General features: G+C 33.9%; 22 protein-coding genes and 1 riboswitch. Of the genes, 20 read left to right on the top strand and 2 right to left on the bottom strand.

Annotated features, from left to right (window positions below):
* The first annotated feature begins 31 nt into the window (after nt 1–31).
* The 15 genes from lysA (at nt 32) to hbs (ending at nt 15,117) form a co-directional block, all read left to right on the top strand.
* Nucleotides 32–1,345, top strand: a complete 1,314-nt coding sequence (gene lysA / locus ABS911_RS02225; RefSeq protein WP_350466094.1) for a diaminopimelate decarboxylase — start codon at nt 32–34, stop codon at nt 1,343–1,345.
* Between the two features lie 52 nt (nt 1,346–1,397).
* A complete protein-coding gene (locus ABS911_RS02220) occupies nt 1,398–1,805 on the top strand; it encodes a GNAT family N-acetyltransferase (protein WP_350466093.1) in 408 nt (135 codons plus the stop codon).
* Nucleotides 1,806–2,579, top strand: coding sequence for a segregation/condensation protein A (locus ABS911_RS02215; RefSeq protein WP_350466092.1), 774 nt, complete (start codon nt 1,806–1,808; stop codon nt 2,577–2,579).
* A gap of 1 nt (nt 2,580) precedes the next feature.
* On the top strand, nt 2,581–3,153 hold the full coding sequence (scpB, locus tag ABS911_RS02210; protein WP_350466091.1) for an SMC-Scp complex subunit ScpB: 573 nt from the start codon (nt 2,581–2,583) through the stop codon (nt 3,151–3,153).
* Nucleotides 3,154–3,185: 32 nt separating this feature from the next.
* Nucleotides 3,186–3,923 carry a pseudouridine synthase gene (locus ABS911_RS02205; RefSeq protein ID WP_350466090.1) on the top strand — a complete coding sequence of 246 codons (738 nt, stop codon included), beginning with the start codon at nt 3,186–3,188 and terminating at the stop codon, nt 3,921–3,923.
* Between the two features lie 230 nt (nt 3,924–4,153).
* Nucleotides 4,154–4,879 (top strand): response regulator transcription factor, encoded by a 726-nt coding sequence (locus tag ABS911_RS02200; RefSeq protein ID WP_350466089.1) that lies wholly within the window; start codon nt 4,154–4,156, stop codon nt 4,877–4,879.
* A gap of 8 nt (nt 4,880–4,887) precedes the next feature.
* Nucleotides 4,888–6,684 (top strand): sensor histidine kinase, encoded by a 1,797-nt coding sequence (locus ABS911_RS02195; RefSeq protein ID WP_350466088.1) that lies wholly within the window; start codon nt 4,888–4,890, stop codon nt 6,682–6,684.
* A gap of 78 nt (nt 6,685–6,762) precedes the next feature.
* Nucleotides 6,763–6,886: riboswitch (FMN riboswitch) on the top strand.
* 136 nt (nt 6,887–7,022) lie between these two features.
* Entirely contained in the window at nt 7,023–7,604 is a 582-nt protein-coding gene (locus tag ABS911_RS02190) for an ECF transporter S component (protein WP_350466087.1), read from the top strand.
* A gap of 182 nt (nt 7,605–7,786) precedes the next feature.
* Complete coding sequence (locus ABS911_RS02185; RefSeq protein WP_350466086.1) at nt 7,787–8,857, top strand: YpbB family protein; 1,071 nt, start codon at nt 7,787–7,789, stop codon at nt 8,855–8,857.
* Entirely contained in the window at nt 8,850–10,295 is a 1,446-nt protein-coding gene (locus tag ABS911_RS02180; RefSeq protein WP_350466085.1) for a RecQ family ATP-dependent DNA helicase, read from the top strand. The genes ABS911_RS02185 and ABS911_RS02180 overlap by 8 nt, the downstream gene beginning before the upstream one ends.
* A gap of 64 nt (nt 10,296–10,359) precedes the next feature.
* Complete coding sequence (locus ABS911_RS02175) at nt 10,360–10,980, top strand: LysM peptidoglycan-binding domain-containing protein (RefSeq protein WP_350466084.1); 621 nt, start codon at nt 10,360–10,362, stop codon at nt 10,978–10,980.
* A gap of 87 nt (nt 10,981–11,067) precedes the next feature.
* The gene (gene cmk / locus ABS911_RS02170) at nt 11,068–11,745 is read left to right on the top strand and encodes a (d)CMP kinase (protein WP_350466083.1); all 678 of its coding nucleotides are present in this window, start codon (nt 11,068–11,070) and stop codon (nt 11,743–11,745) included.
* Nucleotides 11,746–11,848: 103 nt separating this feature from the next.
* A complete protein-coding gene (rpsA, locus tag ABS911_RS02165) occupies nt 11,849–13,069 on the top strand; it encodes a 30S ribosomal protein S1 (protein WP_350466082.1) in 1,221 nt (406 codons plus the stop codon).
* A gap of 188 nt (nt 13,070–13,257) precedes the next feature.
* The gene (der, locus tag ABS911_RS02160; RefSeq protein ID WP_350466081.1) at nt 13,258–14,571 is read left to right on the top strand and encodes a ribosome biogenesis GTPase Der; all 1,314 of its coding nucleotides are present in this window, start codon (nt 13,258–13,260) and stop codon (nt 14,569–14,571) included.
* 270 nt (nt 14,572–14,841) lie between these two features.
* Entirely contained in the window at nt 14,842–15,117 is a 276-nt protein-coding gene (gene hbs, locus ABS911_RS02155) for a non-specific DNA-binding protein Hbs (protein ID WP_013710665.1), read from the top strand.
* Between the two features lie 347 nt (nt 15,118–15,464).
* On the opposite strand, the gene ABS911_RS02150 is transcribed toward hbs, so the two are convergent.
* Nucleotides 15,465–16,442: a GGDEF domain-containing protein gene (locus tag ABS911_RS02150; RefSeq protein WP_350466080.1), complete on the bottom strand. Its 978-nt coding sequence runs from the start codon at nt 16,440–16,442 to the stop codon at nt 15,465–15,467.
* Nucleotides 16,443–16,630: 188 nt separating this feature from the next.
* On the opposite strand from ABS911_RS02150, the gene ABS911_RS02145 reads away from it, so the two are divergent.
* Together ABS911_RS02145 and ABS911_RS02140 are read left to right on the top strand one after the other, a co-directional pair.
* Nucleotides 16,631–17,896: a tetratricopeptide repeat protein gene (locus tag ABS911_RS02145; protein ID WP_350466079.1), complete on the top strand. Its 1,266-nt coding sequence runs from the start codon at nt 16,631–16,633 to the stop codon at nt 17,894–17,896.
* Nucleotides 17,897–17,944: 48 nt separating this feature from the next.
* Complete coding sequence (locus tag ABS911_RS02140) at nt 17,945–18,520, top strand: ReoY family proteolytic degradation factor (RefSeq protein ID WP_350466078.1); 576 nt, start codon at nt 17,945–17,947, stop codon at nt 18,518–18,520.
* Here the strand turns inward: ABS911_RS02140 and ABS911_RS02135 are convergent.
* Nucleotides 18,517–19,407: a YitT family protein gene (locus tag ABS911_RS02135; RefSeq protein ID WP_350466077.1), complete on the bottom strand. Its 891-nt coding sequence runs from the start codon at nt 19,405–19,407 to the stop codon at nt 18,517–18,519. The genes ABS911_RS02140 and ABS911_RS02135 overlap by 4 nt on opposite strands.
* A 209-nt stretch (nt 19,408–19,616) precedes the next feature.
* Here ABS911_RS02135 and dapB point away from each other — a divergent pair, with 209 nt between their 5' ends.
* The 3 genes from dapB (at nt 19,617) to ABS911_RS02120 (ending at nt 22,384) form a co-directional block, all read left to right on the top strand.
* On the top strand, nt 19,617–20,408 hold the full coding sequence (dapB, locus tag ABS911_RS02130; RefSeq protein ID WP_350466076.1) for a 4-hydroxy-tetrahydrodipicolinate reductase: 792 nt from the start codon (nt 19,617–19,619) through the stop codon (nt 20,406–20,408).
* Entirely contained in the window at nt 20,405–21,610 is a 1,206-nt protein-coding gene (locus tag ABS911_RS02125; RefSeq protein ID WP_350466075.1) for a CCA tRNA nucleotidyltransferase, read from the top strand. The genes dapB and ABS911_RS02125 overlap by 4 nt, the downstream gene beginning before the upstream one ends.
* Nucleotides 21,611–21,781: 171 nt before the next feature.
* Entirely contained in the window at nt 21,782–22,384 is a 603-nt protein-coding gene (locus ABS911_RS02120; RefSeq protein WP_350466074.1) for a nitroreductase family protein, read from the top strand.
* Nucleotides 22,385–22,756: the final 372 nt, after the last annotated feature.

Here is a 22,756-nt window from a genome sequence, read left to right as displayed (position 1 = left end):
CAAGAGAAATTGAAATGAGGATAGTCGATTAATGGATGAAAGATTACTAACGGGCACAATGAGAATGAATGAAGCTAACCATTTAGAAATTGGCGGTGTAGACACAGTTTCATTAGTTGAAAAATATGGAACACCAGTCTATGTATATGACATTTCTCAAATAAAATACAAAGCACGGACATTCAAAAAAGCTTTTCAAGATCGTAACATCAAAGCTCAAGTTGCCTATGCAAGTAAAGCATTCTCTTGCTTGGCAATCTATCAACTGATGGCAGAAGAAGAAATGTCATTAGACGTTGTTTCTGGTGGAGAGTTATTTACAGCCATAAAAGCAGAATACCCAAATAAAAAAATCCATTTTCATGGGAATAATAAATCAGATTCAGAAATTATTGCAGCTTTGGATTATGACATTGGTTGTTTTGTTGTCGATAATTTTTATGAATTAAGTAAACTGAATGAATATACTCAACAGCGTCAACAAAAAGTGTCTATTCTATTACGGGTGACTCCTGGAGTCGAAGCTCATACTCATGAATACATCACCACTGGGCAGACCGATTCTAAATTTGGATTTGATTTAGAAAATGGACAAGCTCAGCAAGCTTTAGAAATGTCTTTGGAAATGCCTTATATCGATGTAATGGGTTTGCATTGTCATATCGGTTCACAGATTTTTGAAACAGACGGTTTTAGTCTAGCGATTGATAAACTAATGATACAGTCAAAAGAATGGCAAGTATTGTTTGGCTTTCAATTGCGTGTTTTAAATGTTGGTGGAGGTTTTGGCATTAGATATACATCTGAAGATGAGCCTTTACCAATTGAAGATTATGTGAATAACTTAATTGATGAAGTTCAGTCTGTTTCAAAAAAAATTCAACTGCCAATGCCTGAAATTTGGATTGAACCAGGTCGTAGTCTAGTAGGAGATGCAGGAATCACTTTATATCAAGTTGGTTCGCAAAAAATGATACCAGATGTTCGAAACTACCTAGCGATTGATGGCGGTATGACGGATAACATCAGACCTGCCTTATACGATGCAAAATATACAGGAGTTTTGGCTAATCGTGTAGCAGATGCAGTAGAAGAAACTTACTCTATAGCTGGGAAATGTTGTGAGTCTGGCGATATGTTAATTTGGGACCTGCCACTGCCAAAAGCAGATGCCACCGATATTTTAGCTGTTTTTAGTACGGGTGCTTATGGTTATGCAATGGCAAGCAATTACAACCGCATTCCAAGACCACCAGTAGTATTTGTTGAAAACGGAAAAGATTTTTTGGCTATTAAGCGAGAAAGTTATGCAGACTTAATGAGATTAGATTGCTCTCTGTATTAATAGATATGCACTAATAGTTAGTGTTGCAAGCTTAAAGCGCTAGGAGGAAATTATGTTACTCGATTACAAAAATGATTATGAAAAAATTTCAATGGGATTGCTCTCGTTCGTTCCAGATTTAAAAGACGTTTCACGTTTGCAAGATGAAATGGATTGGTATCAAAGTAAAGAAGATCGTAAACTTTATTTATGGAAAAGTGAGGACACTCAAGATATCATAGGTGTAATAGGCGTAGAAATTGGAAACGACATGATATTGTTAAGGCATATCTCAATCAATCCTTCATTTAGAAATGAAGGCGTTAGTTATAAAATGTTAGAAGCTTTAGAACATCGTTTCCTACAAAAAAAAATAATGGGAACATTAGAAACGTCCGCTTTGGTTGCTAAGTGGGAACAAGAAAAAGGTAAACAAAACCAACAGCAGAGCTTAGTAACTGATGAAAAAGGCGAGGGTTAGATGTCATCTGATATAAATATAAAAACTGATGCGTTTGAAGGGCCGCTAGACTTATTGCTGCACTTGATCAAACATTTAGAAATTGATATTTACGATATTCCAATTGCTGATGTAACGTCACAATACTTGAATTACATTCGAGCAATGAAAGTATTGCAGCTAGATGTTGCGGGCGATTATTTAGTTATGGCCGCTACGTTAATGGCCATTAAAAGTAAACTTCTGTTACCTAAACAGGAGATCGATGCAGATCAAGAAGATGAAGGGTTTTATGATTCTGGTGAAGATCCCCGAGATGCATTAGTAGAACAATTGCTAGAATATCGAAAATTTAAATCAGCAGCCGCTTTGTTAAAAGTAAAAGAAGAAGAACGAAGTCACTACTTTTCTAAGGAGCCCGCTAATTTAGAGCTGTTACAAGAAAAAGTCCCTCTCGAACCTCTTCAAATCAGTACATTTGATTTAGTAGCTGCTTTTCAAGAAATGTTTAATAAAAAAATGAAAAAAGTCCCTTTACAAACAAAAATTAAAGCTGAAGAGACTTCAATTAATGAAAAAATGGATTTTATCATGGGAAAACTGAGAAATGTAAAAGCCGATCAAGGGGTTTTGTTTGCAGGTTTTTTTGAAGAGCCAACAAAAAATGAGATGGTAACGACCTTTATGGCTTTACTTGAACTTATTAAGGAAAAAGATATTTACATTCAACAAGAAATAACCTATGGAGATATTATTGTCTATCCATCAGAAACAGAAGAAATAGGTGATGAGTAGTATGGATGAATTAGCAGCAATTGAAGCACTGCTCTTTGTAGCTGGAGATGAGGGGATGACACTAGAGGAAATTTCGAGTCTTTTAGAGTGTTCAACTCAACAAGCGTATCAATTTTTAATGCGACTTCAAAAAGAGTATGAGACGATGACTGCCAGAGGGCTGATGCTGCTTGAAGTAGGAAATCAGTATCAACTAGCGACTAAAAAAGAGTATGCAGATGTCATAAAAAAATATGCTATCTCACCTTTAACCACTAACCTTTCACAGGCAGCATTAGAAACACTCGCCATTATAGCGTATAAGCAGCCTTTGACTCGGATGGAGATTGATGAAATACGGGGAGTTCAAACAAGTGGAGCATTGCAAAAACTTACGCTTAGAGGATTAATAGAACCGAAAGGACGAGCAGAAGGCCCTGGAAGAGCTATTTTATATGGGACTTCGGACTATTTCATGGATTATTTTGGTCTTAAAGATCTAAATGATCTACCTAAGATAACCGAATTAGAAACTGAAACCAGCGAAAAAGAATCAGATTTATTTTTTGAACGTTTTAATCAGCAGTTTGAATAAGAATAAAAATAGAGTTGTATGAAGGAGAAATTATGGAAAGATTGCAAAAAGTTTTAGCTCATGCCGGAGTAGCCTCGCGTCGTAAATCAGAGGAACTTATTTCTAAAGGACATGTTAAAGTAAATGGAAAAGTTGTTAAGGAAATGGGAATTCAAATTGGGAATTCTGATGTAGTGGAAGTGGATGGAGTTCCAATTTATAGAGAAGAACCGGTCTATTTTTTACTAAATAAACCTAGAAATATGATCACAGCCGTTTCAGATGATAAGGGACGTCCTGTAGTAACGGATTTATTTGCTAATATCGAACAACGAATTTATCCAGTTGGTCGATTAGACTATGACACAACCGGAGCATTGATGTTAACAAATGACGGAGAACTTTCCCAATTATTGATGCATCCTAAGTATCAAATAGATAAAACGTATGTTGCTAAAGTAAAAGGTTTAGTTGATAGAAAAGCACTGAATAAGCTTGAAAAAGGTATTGTTATTGAAGGTAAAAAAACGGCTCCAGCTAAAGCTAAAATCCTTTCATCTGATCGTGCAAAAGATATCACTATGGTGGAATTAACCATACATGAAGGCCGCAATAGACAAGTAAAAAACATGTTTCAAGCTATTGGTCATCCGGTAGAAAAGTTAAAAAGAGAATCTTATGGTACATTGACGTTAGATGGATTACAACCAGGCGAATGGCGTGAATTAAAGACATTTGAAATTTATCAATTGCGTAATTCAGCAACTCAAGAAGAAAATAAAACAAACTAATAAATAAATGAGTAAAGAGCTTGAATAAAACCAAGTTCTTTTTTTTATAAACAAATAGATGATGTAGCTTTTCTTTTTTTAGAATAAGCACTTCTTTTTTGAGAACGTTTTAATGTTTCAATAAGGAATCATGTCAATTAGTTGAAAATTGTAACAAATGTTGTGTATACTGATATTAGACTAAATTTCTGTATGTAAGTGTTAAAGGAAAATGATGAGGTGGAAATATAATGGAAAATGATGTAATGCATCTGTTAGTAGTAGATGACGAAGATCGTATTCGTAGACTATTAAAAATGTATTTAGAAAGAGAAAATTATGTCGTTTTTGAAGCAGACAATGGTGAAGATGCCGTTAAGATGGCTTTAGAGAATGATTACGATTTAATTTTGCTAGATTTAATGCTTCCCAAAATGGATGGTATCCAAGTTGCTGAGAAAATACGTGAAACTAAAAATACTCCAATCATGATGTTGACCGCTAAAGGGGAAGAAGTTAGTCGTATAGAGGGATTTGAAGTGGGTGCAGACGATTATATTGTGAAACCATTTAGTCCAAGAGAAGTCGTTTTAAGAGTATCGGCTATTCTAAAAAGAACCCAAAGCGGAAAACCAAAAGAAAAAGCAAATCCTGATTTAATTAAAATGCCTCATTTTGAAATAGATGACCAATCTCATCGTGTCTTGGCAGATGGGAATGCTGTCAATCTGACTCCAAAAGAATATGATTTATTATTATATCTGGCACAATCTCCAGATCAAATTTTTGGAAGAGAACAATTATTACGTGAAGTATGGAAGTATGAGTTCTTTGGTGATTTAAGAACGGTAGATACTCATATTAAACGTTTAAGAGAAAAATTAACGAAGCATTCTGAACCGGCTGCAAAAATGATCGTGACCGTATGGGGTCTAGGGTATAAATTTAATTCTTTTCCAGAAGAATCTGAAAAGTAGGTCGGGATATGTTTAAACTAAATAGCCTTGTAACCCGTACTTGGGTAGTAACCATGTTAGCTATAGGTTTTTGTTTTTTTACCTCAACTCAAGTATATGGAATGATTTATAAAAAAAATATTGAAGAAAATTATATAAAAGATTTTGAAAGTTCAATGGATGCTATTGCAATCATGTCTGAAGAAGATCCAAATTTTTTAATAGAAAATTTGGATAAAATAAGACCTTTTAATTCGCATCTTTTTTTGATTATCCAACAAGAAAATGAACCTATTGCTTATTCGTCCAACATTGATTTGGATAAACAATTAGAAGCTATAGAAAAAGTTGCAGCCACTAGGCAAGTGAACGCTGCATTAAATAGTGGAGAAGACGCTTTAATTAAGGATGAAGTGAAATTTGATGGAGAGTCAAAAACACCGTTTATCATGAAAATTCATCATTTTGACCTTAATAACCAAGATGGTCAACTATACATCTATGGAGATTTATCTTTTTTAAATAAAACCAACAGTAGGATGGCAATGTGGTCAGTTGCGAATTTGATTCTTTATATCGTGATAGGAATTATATTGTTTTATTATTTCCAACGCAGACTAGGCCATCCTTTAACTCAATTGAGAGATATCGCTTATGATTATGCTAAAAATGATTTTTCAAAGCAAACGCAATCGAATTACAAAGATGAGTTAGCTCAATTAGCACTTGCTATGAATAAAATGGGCAAATCATTGGAAGTAACAGGAGCGGCAACTAGACAAGAAAAAGAACTGTTAGAAAATATTGTGACGTCCATCTCAACGGGAGTATTGTATTACAATCAAGATAAAACATTATTGATGTCTAATCCACTTGGAGATGAATATTTACAACACTTGTATCGATCAGATCAAGTAATGAAAACAGTCATACCTGAAGTGTTAGAATACCGAATTGATTCTGTTATCAGATTTCCCGAAAAAGTAAGTTATGAAAACAATATTGATGATTATTATTACAATATAACATTGATACCACTTTTTGATGAGAATTTAGAAAGTGTTCGTGGTGTATTGGTTTCTATTCAGAATATCACTAAAGAAAAAAGGCTTGATATTATGAGAAATGATTTTATTAACAATATCTCTCATGAATTAAGAACACCTTTAGTTATGATTCAAGGATACAGTGAAGCTATTTTGGATGATGTAGCCGAAACGCAAGAAGAGAAAAAAGAAATGGCTAAGATAATCGGTGAAGAATCTATTCGAATGAACCGTATGGTTAATGAAATGCTTGATAGTTCTAGAATGGAAGCGGGCTTTATAAATTTGATTAAGCTGGATGTTCAGTTAGATGATTTTTTCAATAAATTATTTACACGATTTGCTACGATGTCTGAAAAAAATAATATTGAAATGAAATTGTCTATTGATCCTAATTTAGATTCTTATTATATGGATGAAGACAAGATGAATCAGGTATTTGTAAACTTGATCAATAATGCAATCAGACATACTAGTTTGGCTAATAAAGAACATAAGCAAGTGGAAATTTGGGTACATTTGGATAAAATTATGGATGAAGTACTAATCGAAGTAAGAGATAATGGAACAGGAATTTCTGAAGAAGATGTTCCTTATGTTTTTGATCGATTTTATAAAGCTGATAAATCACGTACTGTAATGAAAGGCAATAAAACAGGTACAGGTATTGGTTTATCCATTGTTAAAAATATTATAGAAGCGCATGGCGGCTTTGTCGAAGTAAAAAGTGTCATACATGAACATACTATTTTTATTGTTCATTTACCTTATATCGATTGATTTACGAATAAAAAGTAAGTAACTGTTGATTTTTCTTTTGTTATGGTATACAATTAAGATGTTAAAAAAAATATAAAGATTCGTCTTCAGGGGCAGGGTGAAATTCCCGACCGGTGGTATAGTCCACGAGCTAAATAGCATTATTTAGTTGAACTGGTTTAATTCCAGTACCGACAGTAAAGTCTGGATAAAGAAGATGGAGTTTATTTGAATATGCTTCACTATTCAAGTGCTCTGTTTAATTATCTGAAGATAATTAGGACGAGCATTTTTATATTGTTTTTATTTAAATAGACTCAGTAATGCCTGTGCTGATGAGTCCTTTTAGGAGGATTTTTATGCAAACTAGTAATACGAAGAAAATGGTGGGAATCTCCATGTTGGCTGCTTTTGCAACCATTTTGATTTCATTTGGTTTTCCAATAATTCCAGGAGTTACTTTTCTTAAAGTAGATTTTAGTGATATTCCTGTTTTGATTGGAATGTTTTTATACGGTCCGGTTGGAGGCGTAATGGTTGCGTTTATACGTTCATTACTTCATTATATCCAAACGGGCGGTGACGCAGGATATCCTATTGGGGATACTGCAAGTTTTATAGCTTCTGTTGCTTACACATTGCCAATTTATTTAATCATGAAGGCTAAAATTCATGATACAAAAAATATTATTTTTGCAAATGTGATTGGAACTGCATCGTTAACAATTGTTCTATCATTTGTAAATTATTTATTCTTACTTCCTTTGTACTTAAAAGTATTAAACTTTAGTGTAGGACCTATTAGAGAGTATCTTTTAATGGGTGTTATACCATTTAATATAATAAAAGGAGCGATAGTAAGCACAGTATTTATCTTACTCTTTGCAAAATTAAAAACTTGGTTGTTTCGTAACCAAATGACAAAAATCAGTTTTAAATAAAAAAAGAAACCGCAGTTTTTGCGGTTTCTTTTTTTATTGAAACTTATATACACTTTTGATTAATATTTTTTAAAATTTATAAAAGAATACCCTAAAATTAGTTATTTTTGGTATATTAGATTTAACGAGGTATCAGTGTTGCTTTTACTTTTGTTAAAGTATTTGAAATGAGGGTGAATGTCTTGGATCAATCGTTATACAGTCAATTTTTCTGTCTGTCATTATATTCAAAAGACTATCCAATTAAGCCTTCAACGTTATACCATATTTTAATTGGGAAAAGAACCGCTTCGATTTTATTCAAAGCGCATATGTATCAACTAATAAAGTTTTTTTCAATTTTTCCTAATTTAAAACGAGCACATTATAATCAGATGATTCAAAAGTTCGTTACAAGAGGTTGGATCAAAGCAAACGGTACGAGTGAGGAGTTTTATCTTTCTGAACAAGGAAAGGCAGAAGTAGAGATCTATTTTTCTGAACATTTTTATCCCACGAATTTAAATCAATTATTAAATGGAAAATCTACTAAGGAATTTTGGAAGAAAATAGTGTTTTTGACGCAAGTTCTTTCGGAATTACGGTATCAAAATAAACGGTATTTGCCTCTTGATAAAGAATGGAAAAACCAACTTTGGGTAAAAAATTGGTTGAAAAATAATCCATTGGATAAACAAAAACTTGCTCAATCTTTTGGAAAAGAATGGATTCAAGTATTAAATAATTTGGATTCATTTTCTGCAGAAATAGCGGTATCGCAATTAACCGGACATGAAAAATTTGGGAAAACGATCACTCAACTAGCTTCTATGCATAAAATTGAAGCGTTAGAAATAGCTTTTTTACTTCAAGATGCTATTATTCAATTAATGGATCAAATCGTTCGTAAAAAAGAAAAGTATCCTTTATTTTATTTGATTTATCAAGAATGTATCGGAGATCCTTATAGCAGTCTAAGCCAAAGTACAAGGTTGACCGCTTATTATTTAGATAAAGGACTTTCTATTGAAAATATTGCACTAAAGAGGAATTTAAAGGCGAACACTATTTCAGAACACGTTATTGAATTAGCTATTATTTTTTCGGATTTCGATGTTGCTAGTGTAATACCTGACACCGATTACCAACGTTTAATTACAGTATTTCAATCTAACGAAAAAATCACCTATGAGGAATTAGAAAAAGATATGCCGCAGGTCCCTTTTTCATGGTATAGATTGATTCAAGTTGAAAGGAGTCGTACCGATGAATAATAAAGAGCTCATCAAACAAAATTTAGAGAAATATTTTGGGTACACTTCTTTTAGAAATGGGCAAGAAGAAGCCATTTTAGCAGCTTTAGAGGGGAGACACACCTTAGTCATGCTGCCAACAGGCACAGGGAAATCAATTTGTTACCAATTAACAGGTTATTGTTTGAATGGTCTTGTAGTAATTGTTTCACCTCTATTGTCATTGATGCAAGACCAAGTAGAACAATTAAAGCTTAACGGTGAAAAAAGAGTCGCAGCTATCAACAGTTTGATGGATGCACAGGAAAAAGAATGGGTTCTGAAGCATTTAGCTCAGTACAAGTTTATTTTTCTTTCACCTGAGATGCTTCAACAGGAATATGTGATGGCATATTTAAAAAAAGTTCCAATTGGTCTTTTTGCCATTGATGAAGCTCATTGTATCTCTCAGTGGGGATTGGATTTCAGACCGGATTACTTAGATTTAGGATTGGTTCGTAAACAATTAAGCTTCCCATTAACCATGGCATTAACCGCTACAGCTACAAAACGTGTACGAGAAGAGATTTTAGCGTCATTGCATATTGATGATGGAAATACAAAGGAAATTGTTTATTCAGTCGATCGTTCAAATATTGCTTTTTCAGCTATTATCTGTGACCGAGACAAGAATGAGCATTTGATGAATCAAATTGAACAATTAAAAAAACCAGGAATCATCTATTTCTCTAGTAAAAAAACAGCCGATGAAATTGCTGGATTAATTCGAGAAAAAACAACCATCATTGCAGAAAGTTACCACTCAGATATAGAATCAGAAGATAAAATTAAAATACAACAACAATTTGTTCATGATGAAATTGATATTATTTGTGCGACAAGCGCATTTGGAATGGGCATCAATAAAAGTAATATTCGATTTGTTATTCATTATCATCTTCCGGGCAGTCCTGAAGCGTATTTGCAAGAAGTCGGGAGATGTGGCAGAGATGGAGAACCCAGCCTAGCTCTATTGTTATACGAACAGGGAGACAGTATGATTCAATTTCGTTTACAAGAGTATACATTACCGACAGTTGAGATGTTGGAATACGGGTATAAAAAAGGCGTGATTCCAGAAGGAAGTTGCAGTCCTTCCCAAAAGCAACTAATAGAAAATTATTTAAAATCCAATTTGTCTATTGAAACAGCCAAACAGCAAGTAAAAAGTAGGATTGTATACAAACAACAGCAATTGTATTATATGATGGATTATGTTGAAACATCTAGTTGCAAAAGAAGCTTTCTCTTGCATTATTTTGATGAAAAATTAGACAGCAAACCAGATCGTTGCTGTAGTAATTGCAGTCTTAAGATCGCTGATTTTTACGGCGAATCTGATTTGAAACAAAAAATAGGTTCTCAAAATGAAAAAAGTTGGGAAGAAACTATAAAGGAATTATTTTTAATAGGAAATTAATAAGACAATTCTGTATAAAAATGATACAATAATACAGAGTTTAGTCTAGGAGGAGTACTAAAAGATGAGTAAAAGAAATTCTAAAAACAACCCAAAAAAAGAAAAAGCATGGAATCGTAAATTTGATGATGACGATAGTTTAGTGGATGATAAATATTCTAGAACAGCAAGAAAAAAAGCGAAGAAAAGTGTACACCCCGTTATCACCTCTTTGGTTATTTTCTTACTATTGATTATTATCTTACCAAGTGTTGCTTATCTTTGGTGGTCTAATGTAGACTCCGATAGTAGCAAAAAACAGAACGAAACGGAAGAAAGAATGACGATAACACAAAATAGCAGTAGTGAATCAAACAGCTCAGAAGAATCAGTTTCTGAGTCGGAACCCGAATCAGAAGTTTCATCTGAAAGTATAGAAGAAGAGTCATCTGATGAGAGTGAAGCTTTACAGCCACAAGAGCCTGAATCACAAGTGGCAGAACAACCTGTGATCGAAGAGCCAGAAAGTGTTGAAGAACCAGAGTCTGAAGTAGTAGAAGAAGCAACAAATACTTATACTGTTCAAGCAGGAGACAATCTGTATCGTATTGCTTTGAATCACAACATGACAACAGATGAATTGAAAGCATTAAATGGTATAGCAGGCGATTCAGTTAGTGTTGGAACGGTCTTGAAAGTTAAATAGACGGTCTATAGAGTTGGATTTTTATAATTGACAGAAGGCTAGGGTTAACCTAGCCTTTTTAATATGAGAAAGAAAGTAGGAAAAAAAATGAAAAAAACAATACAAGTTGCCATTGACGGCCCGGCATCGGCTGGAAAAAGCACTGTCGCTAAGATATTAGCGACAGAATTAGGGTACATTTATTGCGATACTGGAGCAATGTATCGTGCTCTAACGTATCAAGCAATCAAAAATAAAATCGAAGTAACCGACGAAAAACAATTAGTTCATTTGTTAAAAGAAATGATTATTTCTTTTGAACCAAACAAAGGCAATCAAAAAGTATTTATTAATGGTGAGGATGTAACTGATGCTATTCGTTTAACAGATGTAACAAATGCTGTTTCTGCTGTTTCAGCGCATGGAGAAGTTAGAAAAGAACTAGTAAAAAGACAACAAGAAATAGCTGCACACGGTGGAGTTGTTATGGACGGTCGTGATATTGGTACTGCTGTTTTGCCAACTGCAGAAGTGAAAATATTTCTTATTGCCAGTGTTGATGAACGAGCAGAAAGACGATACAAAGAAAATTTAAGCAAAGGTATACCTACTTCACTAGAAGTATTAAAGCAAGAAATTGCGGATCGAGATTACAAGGATTCACATCGTGAAGTTTCTCCGCTTACACAAGCTGAAGATGCTATTCGTTTAGATACAACGAGCTTATCTATTGAACAAGTTGTGGAAAAAATCAGAGAATTAATCCAAACTAAACTTATTAATTAAGGATTCTTTTACATTTCCAGTCGTTTTGGTGGCAATAATTTAAATAATTGGTTAAAATATAGAGAGAAAGTATTTTATTGGCTAGTTATAGGAGGGCAAACATATGACGGAAAATGAGAAAAACCAAGAGATCAACGAACAAGAATCAATGATGGATGCAATGAATAGTGTTCAAGAAATTAATATTGGAGATATTGTTAAAGGTGAAATTTTAACGATTCAAGATAATAAGCAGGCTATAGTTGGCATCATTGGTGGTGGAGTTGAAGGTGTCATTCCGAACAATGAATTATCAGCTGCTCCATTTGAAAACGTTACAGATGTTGTAAACGTTGGAGATGTTGTAGACTTAGTTGTTATCAAAGAAATTAAAGAAAAAGAAAATGGCAGTTATTTACTATCAAAACGCCGTATTGATGCTAAAAAAGTTTGGGAAAAAGTTCAAAAAGAATTTGATGAAGGCACCATTATTGAAGCACCTGTTAAAGAAGTAGTAAAAGGTGGTTTAGTTGTAGATGTAGGCGTCAGAGGATTTGTACCTGCTTCTATGGTAGATGTTCATTTTGTAGAAGATTTTTCTAGTTACAAAGGACAGACATTGAAATTTAAAATCGTTGAAATCGAACCTAGTGAGAACCGTTTAATTCTTTCTCATAAAGCTGTTGTTGAAGCAGAAAACGAAGAAAAGAAAAAGGGGTTGCTTAGTCATTTGGTTGAAGGCGATATTGTAAAAGGGAAAATCGCTCGTTTAACAAACTTTGGAGCGTTTATTGATCTTGGTGGTGTAGATGGCCTAGTCCACATCTCACAAATTGCTTATGAGCATGTAAAAGATCCAGCCGATGTCTTAACAGTCGGAGAAGAAGTTAACGTGAAAATTCTTTCTGTAAACGAAGAAGAAGGACGTATTTCTCTTTCTATTAAAGAAACATTGCCTGGCCCATGGGACGATATTGAAGAGCGTGCAGCTGTAGGGTCGGTTCTAGATGGCCTAGTTAAGCGTCTAACAAGTTTTGGCGCGTTTGTTGAAGTCTTTCCAGGAGTTGAAGGACTTGTTCATATTTCACAAATTTCGCACAATCACATTGCTACTCCGCATGAAATTTTAAGTGAAGGCGACGAGATTAAAGTGAAAGTGTTAGAAGTTAATCCAACAGATCAAAGACTTTCTTTAAGTATTAAAGCGTTAGAAGAGAAACCAAATCAACCGAAAGCAAGTCAAGAAGAAACCAATTACGACTTGCCTGAAGAAGATAGTGGTTTTACTTTAGGTGATATTTTAGGCGATCAATTGTCTGATATTACAACAGATGATGAGAACTAATTAAACCGTTAAAAAGGATATGTGAGCATTTTTTGCTCTCATGTTCTTTTTTTTTGCATTTATTGAGTAAAATGTAACAAAAAAATAAAGTATTTATGAGAGTTTGCCTTATTCCTTAAGCAAAAGCTTGCATGTTTTGAGGTATTTCTATAAACTTACAAGAGAATATAAAAAAGGAGGCAAAAACAATGGCAAAACCAGTTGTAGCCATCGTTGGTCGCCCTAACGTAGGAAAATCAACTATTTTTAATCGTATTGTTGGAGAACGCATCTCAATTGTAGAAGACGTATCAGGAGTAACCCGTGATCGTATTTATGCACCAGCAGAATGGCTAGGAAAAGAATTTAATGTGATTGATACAGGTGGGATCGATTTAGGTGATGAACCATTTTTAGAACAGATTAAACATCAAGCTGAAATAGCTATGGATGAAGCAGATGTGATTATTTTTATCACAAGTGTAAAAGAACACATAACAGATGCAGATGAGAATGTAGCGAAAATTCTTTATCGTACAAACAAACCAGTACTATTAGCTGTTAACAAAGTAGATAATCCTGAAATGCGTAACGATATTTTTGACTTTTATTCTTTAGGATTAGGTGAACCTTTCCCAATCTCCGGAAGTCATGGTTTAGGAATCGGTGATTTGTTGGATGCAGCAATCAGCCACTTTCCAGAAGAGCAAGAAGAAGAGTATGATGATTCTGTTATAAAATTCAGCTTGATCGGTAGACCAAATGTAGGGAAATCATCACTTGTAAATGCTATATTAGGAGAAGATCGAGTGATTGTTTCGAGTATTGCAGGAACAACTCGTGATGCTATCGATACAGCATTCGAAGGCGAAGATGGAACTGAATTTGTTATGATCGATACTGCTGGAATGCGTAAAAAAGGGAAGGTTTATGAAAATACTGAAAGATATAGTGTTTTAAGAGCCCTAAGAGCAATCGAACGTTCTGATGTCGTCTTATGTGTATTGAATGCAGAAGAAGGTATTAGAGAGCAAGATAAAAAAGTTGCTGGATATGCTCATGAAGCCGGAAAAGGAATCATCATTGTTGTAAACAAATGGGATACTCTTGAAAAAGATAACCACACAATGAAAGCATTTGAAGAACAAATTAGAGCCGAATTTTTGTATCTAAGCTATGCACCAATCATATTTGTGTCAGCTTTAACGAAGCAACGTCTAAATAAACTTCCTGAAATTATTGAGCGAGTAAGTATGAATCAAAACTTACGCATTCAATCAGCTACCTTGAATGAAGTCATATTAGATGCAGTAGCTATGAATCCAACTCCAACGGATAAAGGAAAACGATTGCGTATTTATTATGCTACTCAAGTAGCCGTTAAACCGCCAACGTTTGTAGTATTTGTGAATGAACCCGAAATGATGCATTTCTCTTATGCTCGTTTCTTAGAAAATCGCATTCGTGATGCCTTTACTTTTGAAGGAACACCGATTCATTTGATCGTAAGAAGAAGGAAATAAAAAATCAAATTGGCATTTTAACATAACTCTTAAGGGGTTTCAAATAATTTAATCATTATTTATAAAATGCATAAGAAAATTTCCTGAAACGCTAAAAATCATTGCAGTATCAGTATTTATATGATATCTTTTTAAATGAAATGTCATTTAGAAATACTAATTTTACATTTCGCAATGATTCATTTTTGGGCCACTCAAAAATGTCTAAATGATGTTTATTTGCTTAAAAATAAAGCATCAATTCTTCTTTCCGAGGGAGGTGAAATACACATGGCTAACAAAGCAGAATTAATCGAAAACGTTGCTACTTCAACAGGTCTTACTAAAAAAGATGCAACTTCAGCAGTAGATGCTGTTTTTGAATCAATTCAAACTTCATTAAGTGAAGGTGAAAAAGTTCAAATTATTGGTTTTGGTAACTTTGAAGTTCGCGATCGTGCTGCACGTAAAGGTCGTAACCCTCAAACAGGGGAAGAAATCCAAATTGCTGCAAGCAAAGTACCTGCATTTAAACCAGGTAAAGCTCTTAAAGACGCAGTTAAATAATACAGTACTTAAAACCCCTGAGAAATCAGGGGTTTTTGCTGTTTATAAGGTGCTGGTACTTATAAAAATAGCATTTTTTTGTAATCTACTCTTCTGAAACACTCAATAACAATACGGCTACAGATTTGTTTAAATCGGCTAATAGAGAGGTATGAGAGTGTTTAAAGATAGGATAGGAAAAGGACCAAGTCAGTTAGGCTAGTTCATTCTCTGGCCATTTTAAACGCAAATTAAGCAAGTTGTTTACAAAATTGATTATGCGAAAAAAATTCGTAGGGAAAATTAAACACCAAAAAAAAACTAAAGCCTTCTTTCGTAAACTTATACTTTACGAAAGAAGGCTTTAGTTACATGATAATTTGATTTCCTCCGTTTTTAACGGCGGTTACTAATTTTTTTGAGACATTATTAACTAACTCACTGATTGTTTCTTCTTTATTGAATTCTGATATACCAACGCTTACGCTTACATGCTTTGGAACATCGAAAAGAGTTTCTAAAACAGTCTGTCTTATTGTGTCAGCAAGGGTATAAGCTTCTTCTTTTTTTGTATCATTTAGTAACACCAAAAACACGGATTCTCTGTATCTACCAGCAATGTGTCTATTTTCTTGAATGGCTACTTGTATGATTTGACCAGTGACTTTTAGTATTTCTTCACTTAGGACAACTCCAAACAATTCCTCATATTCGGAATACTTATCAATTTTTAAAAACATCACGGATAAAGGAAGATCATATTTTTTTGAATGGTTTGCATGTTTTGCTAGCTCCACCGTAACAGCTGTTCTGTTATATAGAGAGGTGAGAGTATCCTTTTTCATTTGTTTGGATAAATTTTGATTTCTGACCATTAGTTGATCTCGTTCTTGTTCTTCCTGTGTAATGTCAAATACAATTCCCTTAAGAAATAGTGGAGCTCCTTGTTCATTCCGCTCTGTTACTTTTCCGAAATCGCGGTACACTTTCCATGAACCATCTTTGGCTTGAATGCGGTATTTTGTATTCCAAGCAGGTATTTCTCCCTTAAGATGGTCTGTCATTAGTTGCATCACTTCATCTATGTCATCAGGGTGAATTTTATCTGTAAAGAAATGATAGGGAACTTTTTCCGGTAGATCTTCTTTTAAGTATCCAATTGCTTCAGCTTTTAGTGGATTAAAGGTGACTTCATTCAATGTAAAATCCCAGAACCATTGCCCTAAATTTTGTGTCCATTCAAATTCTAGACGCTCTGTTTCTTGAAGAGCTACCAATAGTTCTTTATTCAATCTTTTCAAAGAAGTCATTTGTAAGATGAGCTCTTCTTTAGTATATTCTTGCAAAGTACTAGCCCCTTTGTTAAAAATTTAGTTGACTGAAAATATTAACCGTTTAAGCTTACTTTAAATTAGAGTTGAGTTCAATAAGTTTGTACACTTTAATAAATAGAAAAAGGCTAGGACCCTACTTGTTCTAATTTATGTTAAAATAGAAGATATAGAAGATTGTAAAATGAAAGAGGTTTTTTGACATGTCATATGGACAAATGATGATCGATACGCTTCAAAATAATCAATTAGAAGAAGCAATGAATTATTTTGAACAGGCTTTAAAACAAGATACAGATGAAGAACTGTATAATCTTGCAGATTCTCTTTATCACCTTGGTTTTTTAAATGAAGTAAAAAAAATAAATCTGCACCTGCTGGAACGTTATCCTGAAGACGATGAATTAAGAATAAGTTTAGCAGAAATAGCTATTGAAGCAAATGAATTAGACACAGCAATGGATTGGCTACTCGAAGTCACGGAAGACAGTGCTGTTTATCCTCAAACGTTGCTTGTTTTAGCCGACTTATACCAAGTTCAAGGTCTTTATGAAGTAAGTGAACAAAAGCTGCTCAAAGCGAAAGAAATCTTATCTGATGAACCGGTTATTGATTTTGCCTTAGCAGAACTACATTTTTCTATGGGGAAATATGCGCAAGCGATTCATGGCTATGAAGAATTGATGAGCCAAGGCTTATCTGATTTTTCAGGCATCAACCTTGCTGCTCGATGTGGCAGCTCATACAGTGCTTTAGGCGATTTGGAACAGGCGATATTATACCTAGAGCAAAGTTTGGAAGAAAAAGAGAACGTTGATACGTTATTCCAATTGGGATTCTCTTATTTACAAGACAAACAATACCGTCGTTCAATTGAAGCTTTAAATAAATTAAAAGAATTAGACCCGAACTACACAACTTTGTACCCTTATTTAGCTAAAGGACTTGAAGAAGAAAATGAACTGGACAAGGCTCTTGAAATCATTAAAGAAGGATTAAGAGTTGATGAATATAATTATGAACTTTTCTATTATGGCGCTGATATAGCCATCAAGTTAGAAGATGAATCTTTAGCGGAAGCTTATTATATAAAGGCCGTTCAACTTGTTCCAGAAAATTCAACTGTGCAGTTAGCGTATACAAATTTATTGCTGAAACAAGAACGTTTCGATGAAACAGTCGAATGGATTCAAAAAATGCTCGTGCAAAATGAAGTCGATCCTCAGTTTTATTGGAACTTAGCCTTAGCCAATGAAGGTTTGGAAGAATATTCAGCAGCAAGTACTGCCTATCAAAAAGCTTATCCGTCACTTCGTCAAAATAAAGATTTCTTAAAATCTTATATCTATTTTCTACGTGAAGAAGGAGAACGCACTATTATTAAAGACGTCATAAATGATTATTTGCTTCTTGAGCCAACAGATGCAGAAATATTAGAAATACTAGAAGAAATAAATAGCAACTATTAATTGATTAAGTTATAATGAGAAAAAGGGTAAGATAGGGAGGTTTTTTACATGAACATCCAAATTACTTTAGAAGCTAAAAAGATTTTTCTTGGCTGGTTTTTAGACCGATTCCAATTGAAGAGAAGAGAATCCATGTGGATCCTAAACTACTTACTAAATCATGATATAGTATTAAATAAAGTCCATTTTGTAGAGGCTGTAGATAAAACTCCACGGGGCATGATGATGTCTACAACGGAAATGAATAGTGAAGCATTTCTATTTTATAAAAATGGAACAGTGTTTAGCGATCCAGAACAAGCTTTCCATGAAGTTCGATTAAATTGGCAAGAAGAGATGTATATTGAGCTAGTTTTTTTAAATCCATGGAAGTCTGCAGAATATCTGACTGTATTAGAAGACAATCCTTATTACAAGTGGAATGAAACCATTAGTATGCAACTGGTTGAAGAAGTAGAACTTGCACTTGAAACGTTGTCATTGACTGAACGAAAACAAAATACATTACATCAAATTGATTTGTCTTTAGAAAAAGAGGATCGAGAAAGATTTATTCAATTGTCAAAACAATTAAAAGAAATTGAAGAGGATTTAAAGAACGAACAAAAAAAGCCAAACCATTAAGGTTTGGCTTTTTTTTTGAAAATTGGTTGTTTTGGTTTAGGGTCGAATGAGAAACCTTCTCCTAGAACTTCATGTACCGTTAGAAGAGAATAAAAAGCTTTTGAATCAATCTCATGAATGATTCGTTTAGCCATGACAATTTCATGATTGCCTAAAACACAATACAATACTTTTTTTTCTTCTTTTGAATAAGCGCCCTCAGCTTTGAAGAAAGTTACGCCTCGTTCCATTTCTGACATAATCGTTTCAGCTATACGATCATTTTTCTCTGAAATAATGAGGAGTCCTCTTGCTGCATAAGATCCATCTTGCATAAAGTCAACGATTTTAGAAAATACATAAGAAGCAAGTAACGTATACATCATGTGAGGCAAGTCTATGTAAGTTAACGATAACGTTAAAATAAAAACATCAAAAACCAATAATGTTTTTCCCATTGAAATGCCTTTCTTCTTTTCTAAAATGCGAGCAAGAATATCGCTGCCGCCAGTTGTTCCACCCGAACGGTAAATCATACCGCTACCTACTCCACCACATAAGCCAGCTAAGATACCAGCTATAAAAAGGTCGTTTTCTAAATCAATAGCAATTGAAGTTCTTTGCCATATGTATAAGAAGAAGGACAACATTGCTGTTCCGTATATGGTGTAAACTAATGAACGGTTGCCTAACATTTTCCATCCGATTAATATCGTTGGAATGTTTAGGAGCAATGTAGATAGAGCTGGATCAATTTGAAACCAGTAGCGTAACAATAAAGAAACACCGGTCATTCCACCTTCAGCTAATTCGTTTGCAATATTGATGTACACTAGTCCAAATGCATAAAGTGCACAGCCGATTGTAATAATCAGTAAATCTTTTACAGCTATTTTTTCGTTTAACATACCTTCACTCCTGACTTGATTTATCTTATAAAGAATACATTTTTTTTTAAAAACAAGCAACAAGTCTTGCAACCTTCTCACTTTTTGGTAGACTTAAAGAATAACAGACTATGAAGTGAAGAGCCTAATAGTCATTTTTTATAGATAAATAGATAACGTAAAAAAAAGAAGTTACGGTGAAAAAAGCCGTTTGAGAGGAAAGAATAAAAATGATTAAAATTGTAGTTGCAGGCTTTAAAGGTAAGATGGGATTAACGGCCACAAAAATGGTACTAGAAAATGAAAAATTCTCTTTAGTAGGCGTACTTGATCCACATGCTTCTGAAAAAAATTTAAATGAGTTGAGCGAATTTTCAACTATAGATGTACCTGTGTTTCAAGACAAAGAACTAATGGTGAAAGAAGTCCAAGCAGACGTGTGGATCGACTTTACAATTCCCGCTGTTGCTTTTAAAAATACATGTTTTGCTTTAGAAAAAGGGATTCGTCCAGTAGTGGGTACAACTGGTTTTACAGAAAGTGAAGTTAAAGAAGTCCAACAATTAGCTAAAGATAAAAATATTGGGGGATTAATTGCACCTAATTTTGCCATTGGAGCAGTTTTGATGATGGAGTTTGCTGCTAAAGCTTCTAAATATTTCCCAGATGTTGAAATAACTGAGATGCATCATGATAATAAATTAGATGCTCCAAGCGGTACAGCAATAAAAACAGCTGAAATGATCTTTGCTGAGCGTGGACATCATGAGCAAGGAAACCCAGAGGAAAAAGAACTGATCAAAGGAGCACGTGGAGCAGATTATGAAGGCATGAAAATCCATAGTGTTCGTTTACCAGGTCTAGTAGCTCATCAGCAAGTTCAATTTGGTAGTGTCGGCGAAGGGCTAGTAATCCGTCACGATTCATTTGATCGTTCTTCGTTTATGACAGGTGTGGCTTTAGGCTGTGAAAAGGTGATGTCATTAAATGAACTAGCCTATGGATTGGAAAACCTTTTATGATTCTGTTCGATTATCAGTTTAAACAGGCGTTACCAATTATTGATAAAATAGAAGAAGCTGGTTTTGAAGCTTATTTTGTGGGGGGAAGTGTCAGAGATACTCTTTTAAATAAGCCAATCAATGACGTGGATATCGCCACAAGTGCAAAGCCCAATGAAATCAAGGGAATTTTTCCAAAAACAATAGACGTTGGAATCGAACATGGCACTGTAATGGTGTTATGGAAAGATGCAAGCTATGAAATCACTACATTTAGAACGGAATCAACGTATCAAGATTTCAGACGACCGGACAATGTTGAATTTGTTCGTTCATTAAAAGAAGACTTAAAGCGGCGTGATTTCACAATAAATGCATTAGCAATGAACCGAAATGGAGAAATCATTGATTATTTCAATGGGAAAAAAGATTTAGAAAATAAACTGATTAAAGCTGTCGGTATTCCTGAAGAGCGTTTTTTCGAGGATGCTTTACGTATGATGCGAGGAGTAAGGTTTGTTAGCCAACTAAATTTTAGCATGGATAGCGAAACAGAAGTAGCGATTCACAAAAATCACCCGTTACTTGAAAAAATAGCAGTTGAGCGTATTCAAGTTGAATTTATAAAGCTTCTTTTAGGAAGTGGAAGAAAACAAGGGCTTGGGTTATTTATTCGAACAAATCTCTTTTATTATTGTCCAGGACTGAAAGATTTTAAAAAAGAGCTAGAAGAGTTCGCAAAACTAGATTGTGTGATTGAGAATCGCGTCGTTGCATGGACATTGTTAAGTCACTATCTGAGAAAAACGAGTGGGAATATTGAGTTGTTTCTAAGAGATTGGAAATGTTCAAAAAAAGAGATTAATCAGGTGAAATCAGCAATGAATGCTTTACAGCACCGATTGAAAGGTGATTTTAATCGTCAAGTTCTTTATCAAACTGGACTTCAAATTGCTTTAGATGTTGAAACAGTTATGGATTGTTTAGGGTATCCGATTAATTTTGAGTTCGTTCACACGTTGTATCAAGAGTTGCCGATTTATAGTAAGAATGACATTGACGTAAATGGCAATGATCTGCAGGTAGTGTTGAAACGAAAACCTGGTAAATGGTTAGGGGATTTGATGGCAGAAATAGAGGTCACTATTTTATCTGGTGAGTTGCCCAACGAAAAATCGGTTATAATTGAATGGGTTTCAAACAACTATACTAATGATGTTTGAAAAGTTGCTACAGCGTTACCTAAGTAAAAAGAATCTGTCTAAAACATGGACAGATTTCTTTTCACTTATTTTTTGTAACTATTTTAACAAAAAGTAAGAAAAAGGTTTACGCACTAAAAATAAGTTGTTATACTAATAAAGTAAGTTAATTAAAGGAGGAATTTTTAAATTATGGAAAATCAATTCACAAAATTATTAGAAGAACGTCGTTCAATTTATTCTTTAGGAAAAAATGTTTCTTTACCTGAATCAGAAATCGTTGGATTAGTTGCAAAAGCAATTAAAGAAAGCCCGTCTTCATTCAATTCACAAACTTCACGTGCAGTAGTATTATTTGGATCTGCTCACAACAAACTTTGGGATATTACTGAAGAAGCTTTAATTAAAGCTATTCCAGAAGGACAAGATGTTGCTCCAACTAAAGCAAAATTAAATAGCTTCCGTGCAGCATTCGGAACAATTTTATTCTTTGAAGATACAAGTATCGTTAAAGCTTTACAAGAACAATTCGCATTATACGCAGATAACTTCCCTATCTGGTCTGAACAATCTACTGGGATTGCACAAAACTCTGTATGGACAGCATTAGCTGTTGAAAATATTGGAGGAAGTTTACAACACTACAACCCATTAATTGATGATGCTGTTCAAAAAGAATGGAATCTTTCTGCAGACTGGAAATTAACTGGACAAATGCCGATTGGTTCTATTGAAGCTCCAGCTGGTGAAAAAGAATACATGGACGATTCTGCTAGAGTTCTTGTATTTAACTAATCATTAATGAACTAAACGAACGGTCTATTAAGAAGTAAATGAAGGAATAGGAAATTGGTGAACTTCCTATTCCTTTTTTTGTTTTATCTTGTTAAAAAAATCACAATTTACAATCTTTTTTATTTACATATAGTTATTTTATGGTAAAATGAAACTAGTAAAAGAATCACAAACTTTTTAAATAATAAAAAAAGGGAGCGAAAATAATGAAAAAAGAAGTTAAGGCATTAAAAATGACGTTTAAAAATGGACAAACTTGGACAATCGATAAAGAATTTATTGGAGATCTATGGATTAAACACATTTCAAAAAGCTTTGGACGCATTGGTGATAGCGAACTTCAAGAAATTTTCCCGTGTGAATCTTTAAAAA

Source organism: Carnobacterium sp., assembly GCF_040274425.1.
The sequence above is the reverse complement of the archived record's forward strand: the minus strand, read 5'-3'. Positions and strand labels throughout refer to the sequence as shown.

Bases quoted from the DNA above. Each gene is read 5' to 3' on its own strand.
- lysA (WP_350466094.1), top strand. From the start codon at position 32: ATGGATGAAAGATTACTAACGGGCACAATGAGAATGAATGAAGCTAAC.
- ABS911_RS02220 (WP_350466093.1), top strand. From the start codon at position 1,398: ATGTTACTCGATTACAAAAATGATTATGAAAAAATTTCAATGGGATTG.
- ABS911_RS02215 (WP_350466092.1), top strand. From the start codon at position 1,806: ATGTCATCTGATATAAATATAAAAACTGATGCGTTTGAAGGGCCGCTA.
- scpB (WP_350466091.1), top strand. From the start codon at position 2,581: ATGGATGAATTAGCAGCAATTGAAGCACTGCTCTTTGTAGCTGGAGAT.
- ABS911_RS02205 (WP_350466090.1), top strand. From the start codon at position 3,186: ATGGAAAGATTGCAAAAAGTTTTAGCTCATGCCGGAGTAGCCTCGCGT.
- ABS911_RS02200 (WP_350466089.1), top strand. From the start codon at position 4,154: ATGGAAAATGATGTAATGCATCTGTTAGTAGTAGATGACGAAGATCGT.
- ABS911_RS02195 (WP_350466088.1), top strand. From the start codon at position 4,888: ATGTTTAAACTAAATAGCCTTGTAACCCGTACTTGGGTAGTAACCATG.
- ABS911_RS02190 (WP_350466087.1), top strand. From the start codon at position 7,023: ATGCAAACTAGTAATACGAAGAAAATGGTGGGAATCTCCATGTTGGCT.
- ABS911_RS02180 (WP_350466085.1), top strand. From the start codon at position 8,850: ATGAATAATAAAGAGCTCATCAAACAAAATTTAGAGAAATATTTTGGG.
- ABS911_RS02175 (WP_350466084.1), top strand. From the start codon at position 10,360: ATGAGTAAAAGAAATTCTAAAAACAACCCAAAAAAAGAAAAAGCATGG.
- cmk (WP_350466083.1), top strand. From the start codon at position 11,068: ATGAAAAAAACAATACAAGTTGCCATTGACGGCCCGGCATCGGCTGGA.
- rpsA (WP_350466082.1), top strand. From the start codon at position 11,849: ATGACGGAAAATGAGAAAAACCAAGAGATCAACGAACAAGAATCAATG.
- der (WP_350466081.1), top strand. From the start codon at position 13,258: ATGGCAAAACCAGTTGTAGCCATCGTTGGTCGCCCTAACGTAGGAAAA.
- hbs (WP_013710665.1), top strand. From the start codon at position 14,842: ATGGCTAACAAAGCAGAATTAATCGAAAACGTTGCTACTTCAACAGGT.
- ABS911_RS02145 (WP_350466079.1), top strand. From the start codon at position 16,631: ATGTCATATGGACAAATGATGATCGATACGCTTCAAAATAATCAATTA.
- ABS911_RS02140 (WP_350466078.1), top strand. From the start codon at position 17,945: ATGAACATCCAAATTACTTTAGAAGCTAAAAAGATTTTTCTTGGCTGG.
- ABS911_RS02135 (WP_350466077.1), bottom strand. From the start codon at position 19,407: ATGTTAAACGAAAAAATAGCTGTAAAAGATTTACTGATTATTACAATC.
- dapB (WP_350466076.1), top strand. From the start codon at position 19,617: ATGATTAAAATTGTAGTTGCAGGCTTTAAAGGTAAGATGGGATTAACG.
- ABS911_RS02125 (WP_350466075.1), top strand. From the start codon at position 20,405: ATGATTCTGTTCGATTATCAGTTTAAACAGGCGTTACCAATTATTGAT.
- ABS911_RS02120 (WP_350466074.1), top strand. From the start codon at position 21,782: ATGGAAAATCAATTCACAAAATTATTAGAAGAACGTCGTTCAATTTAT.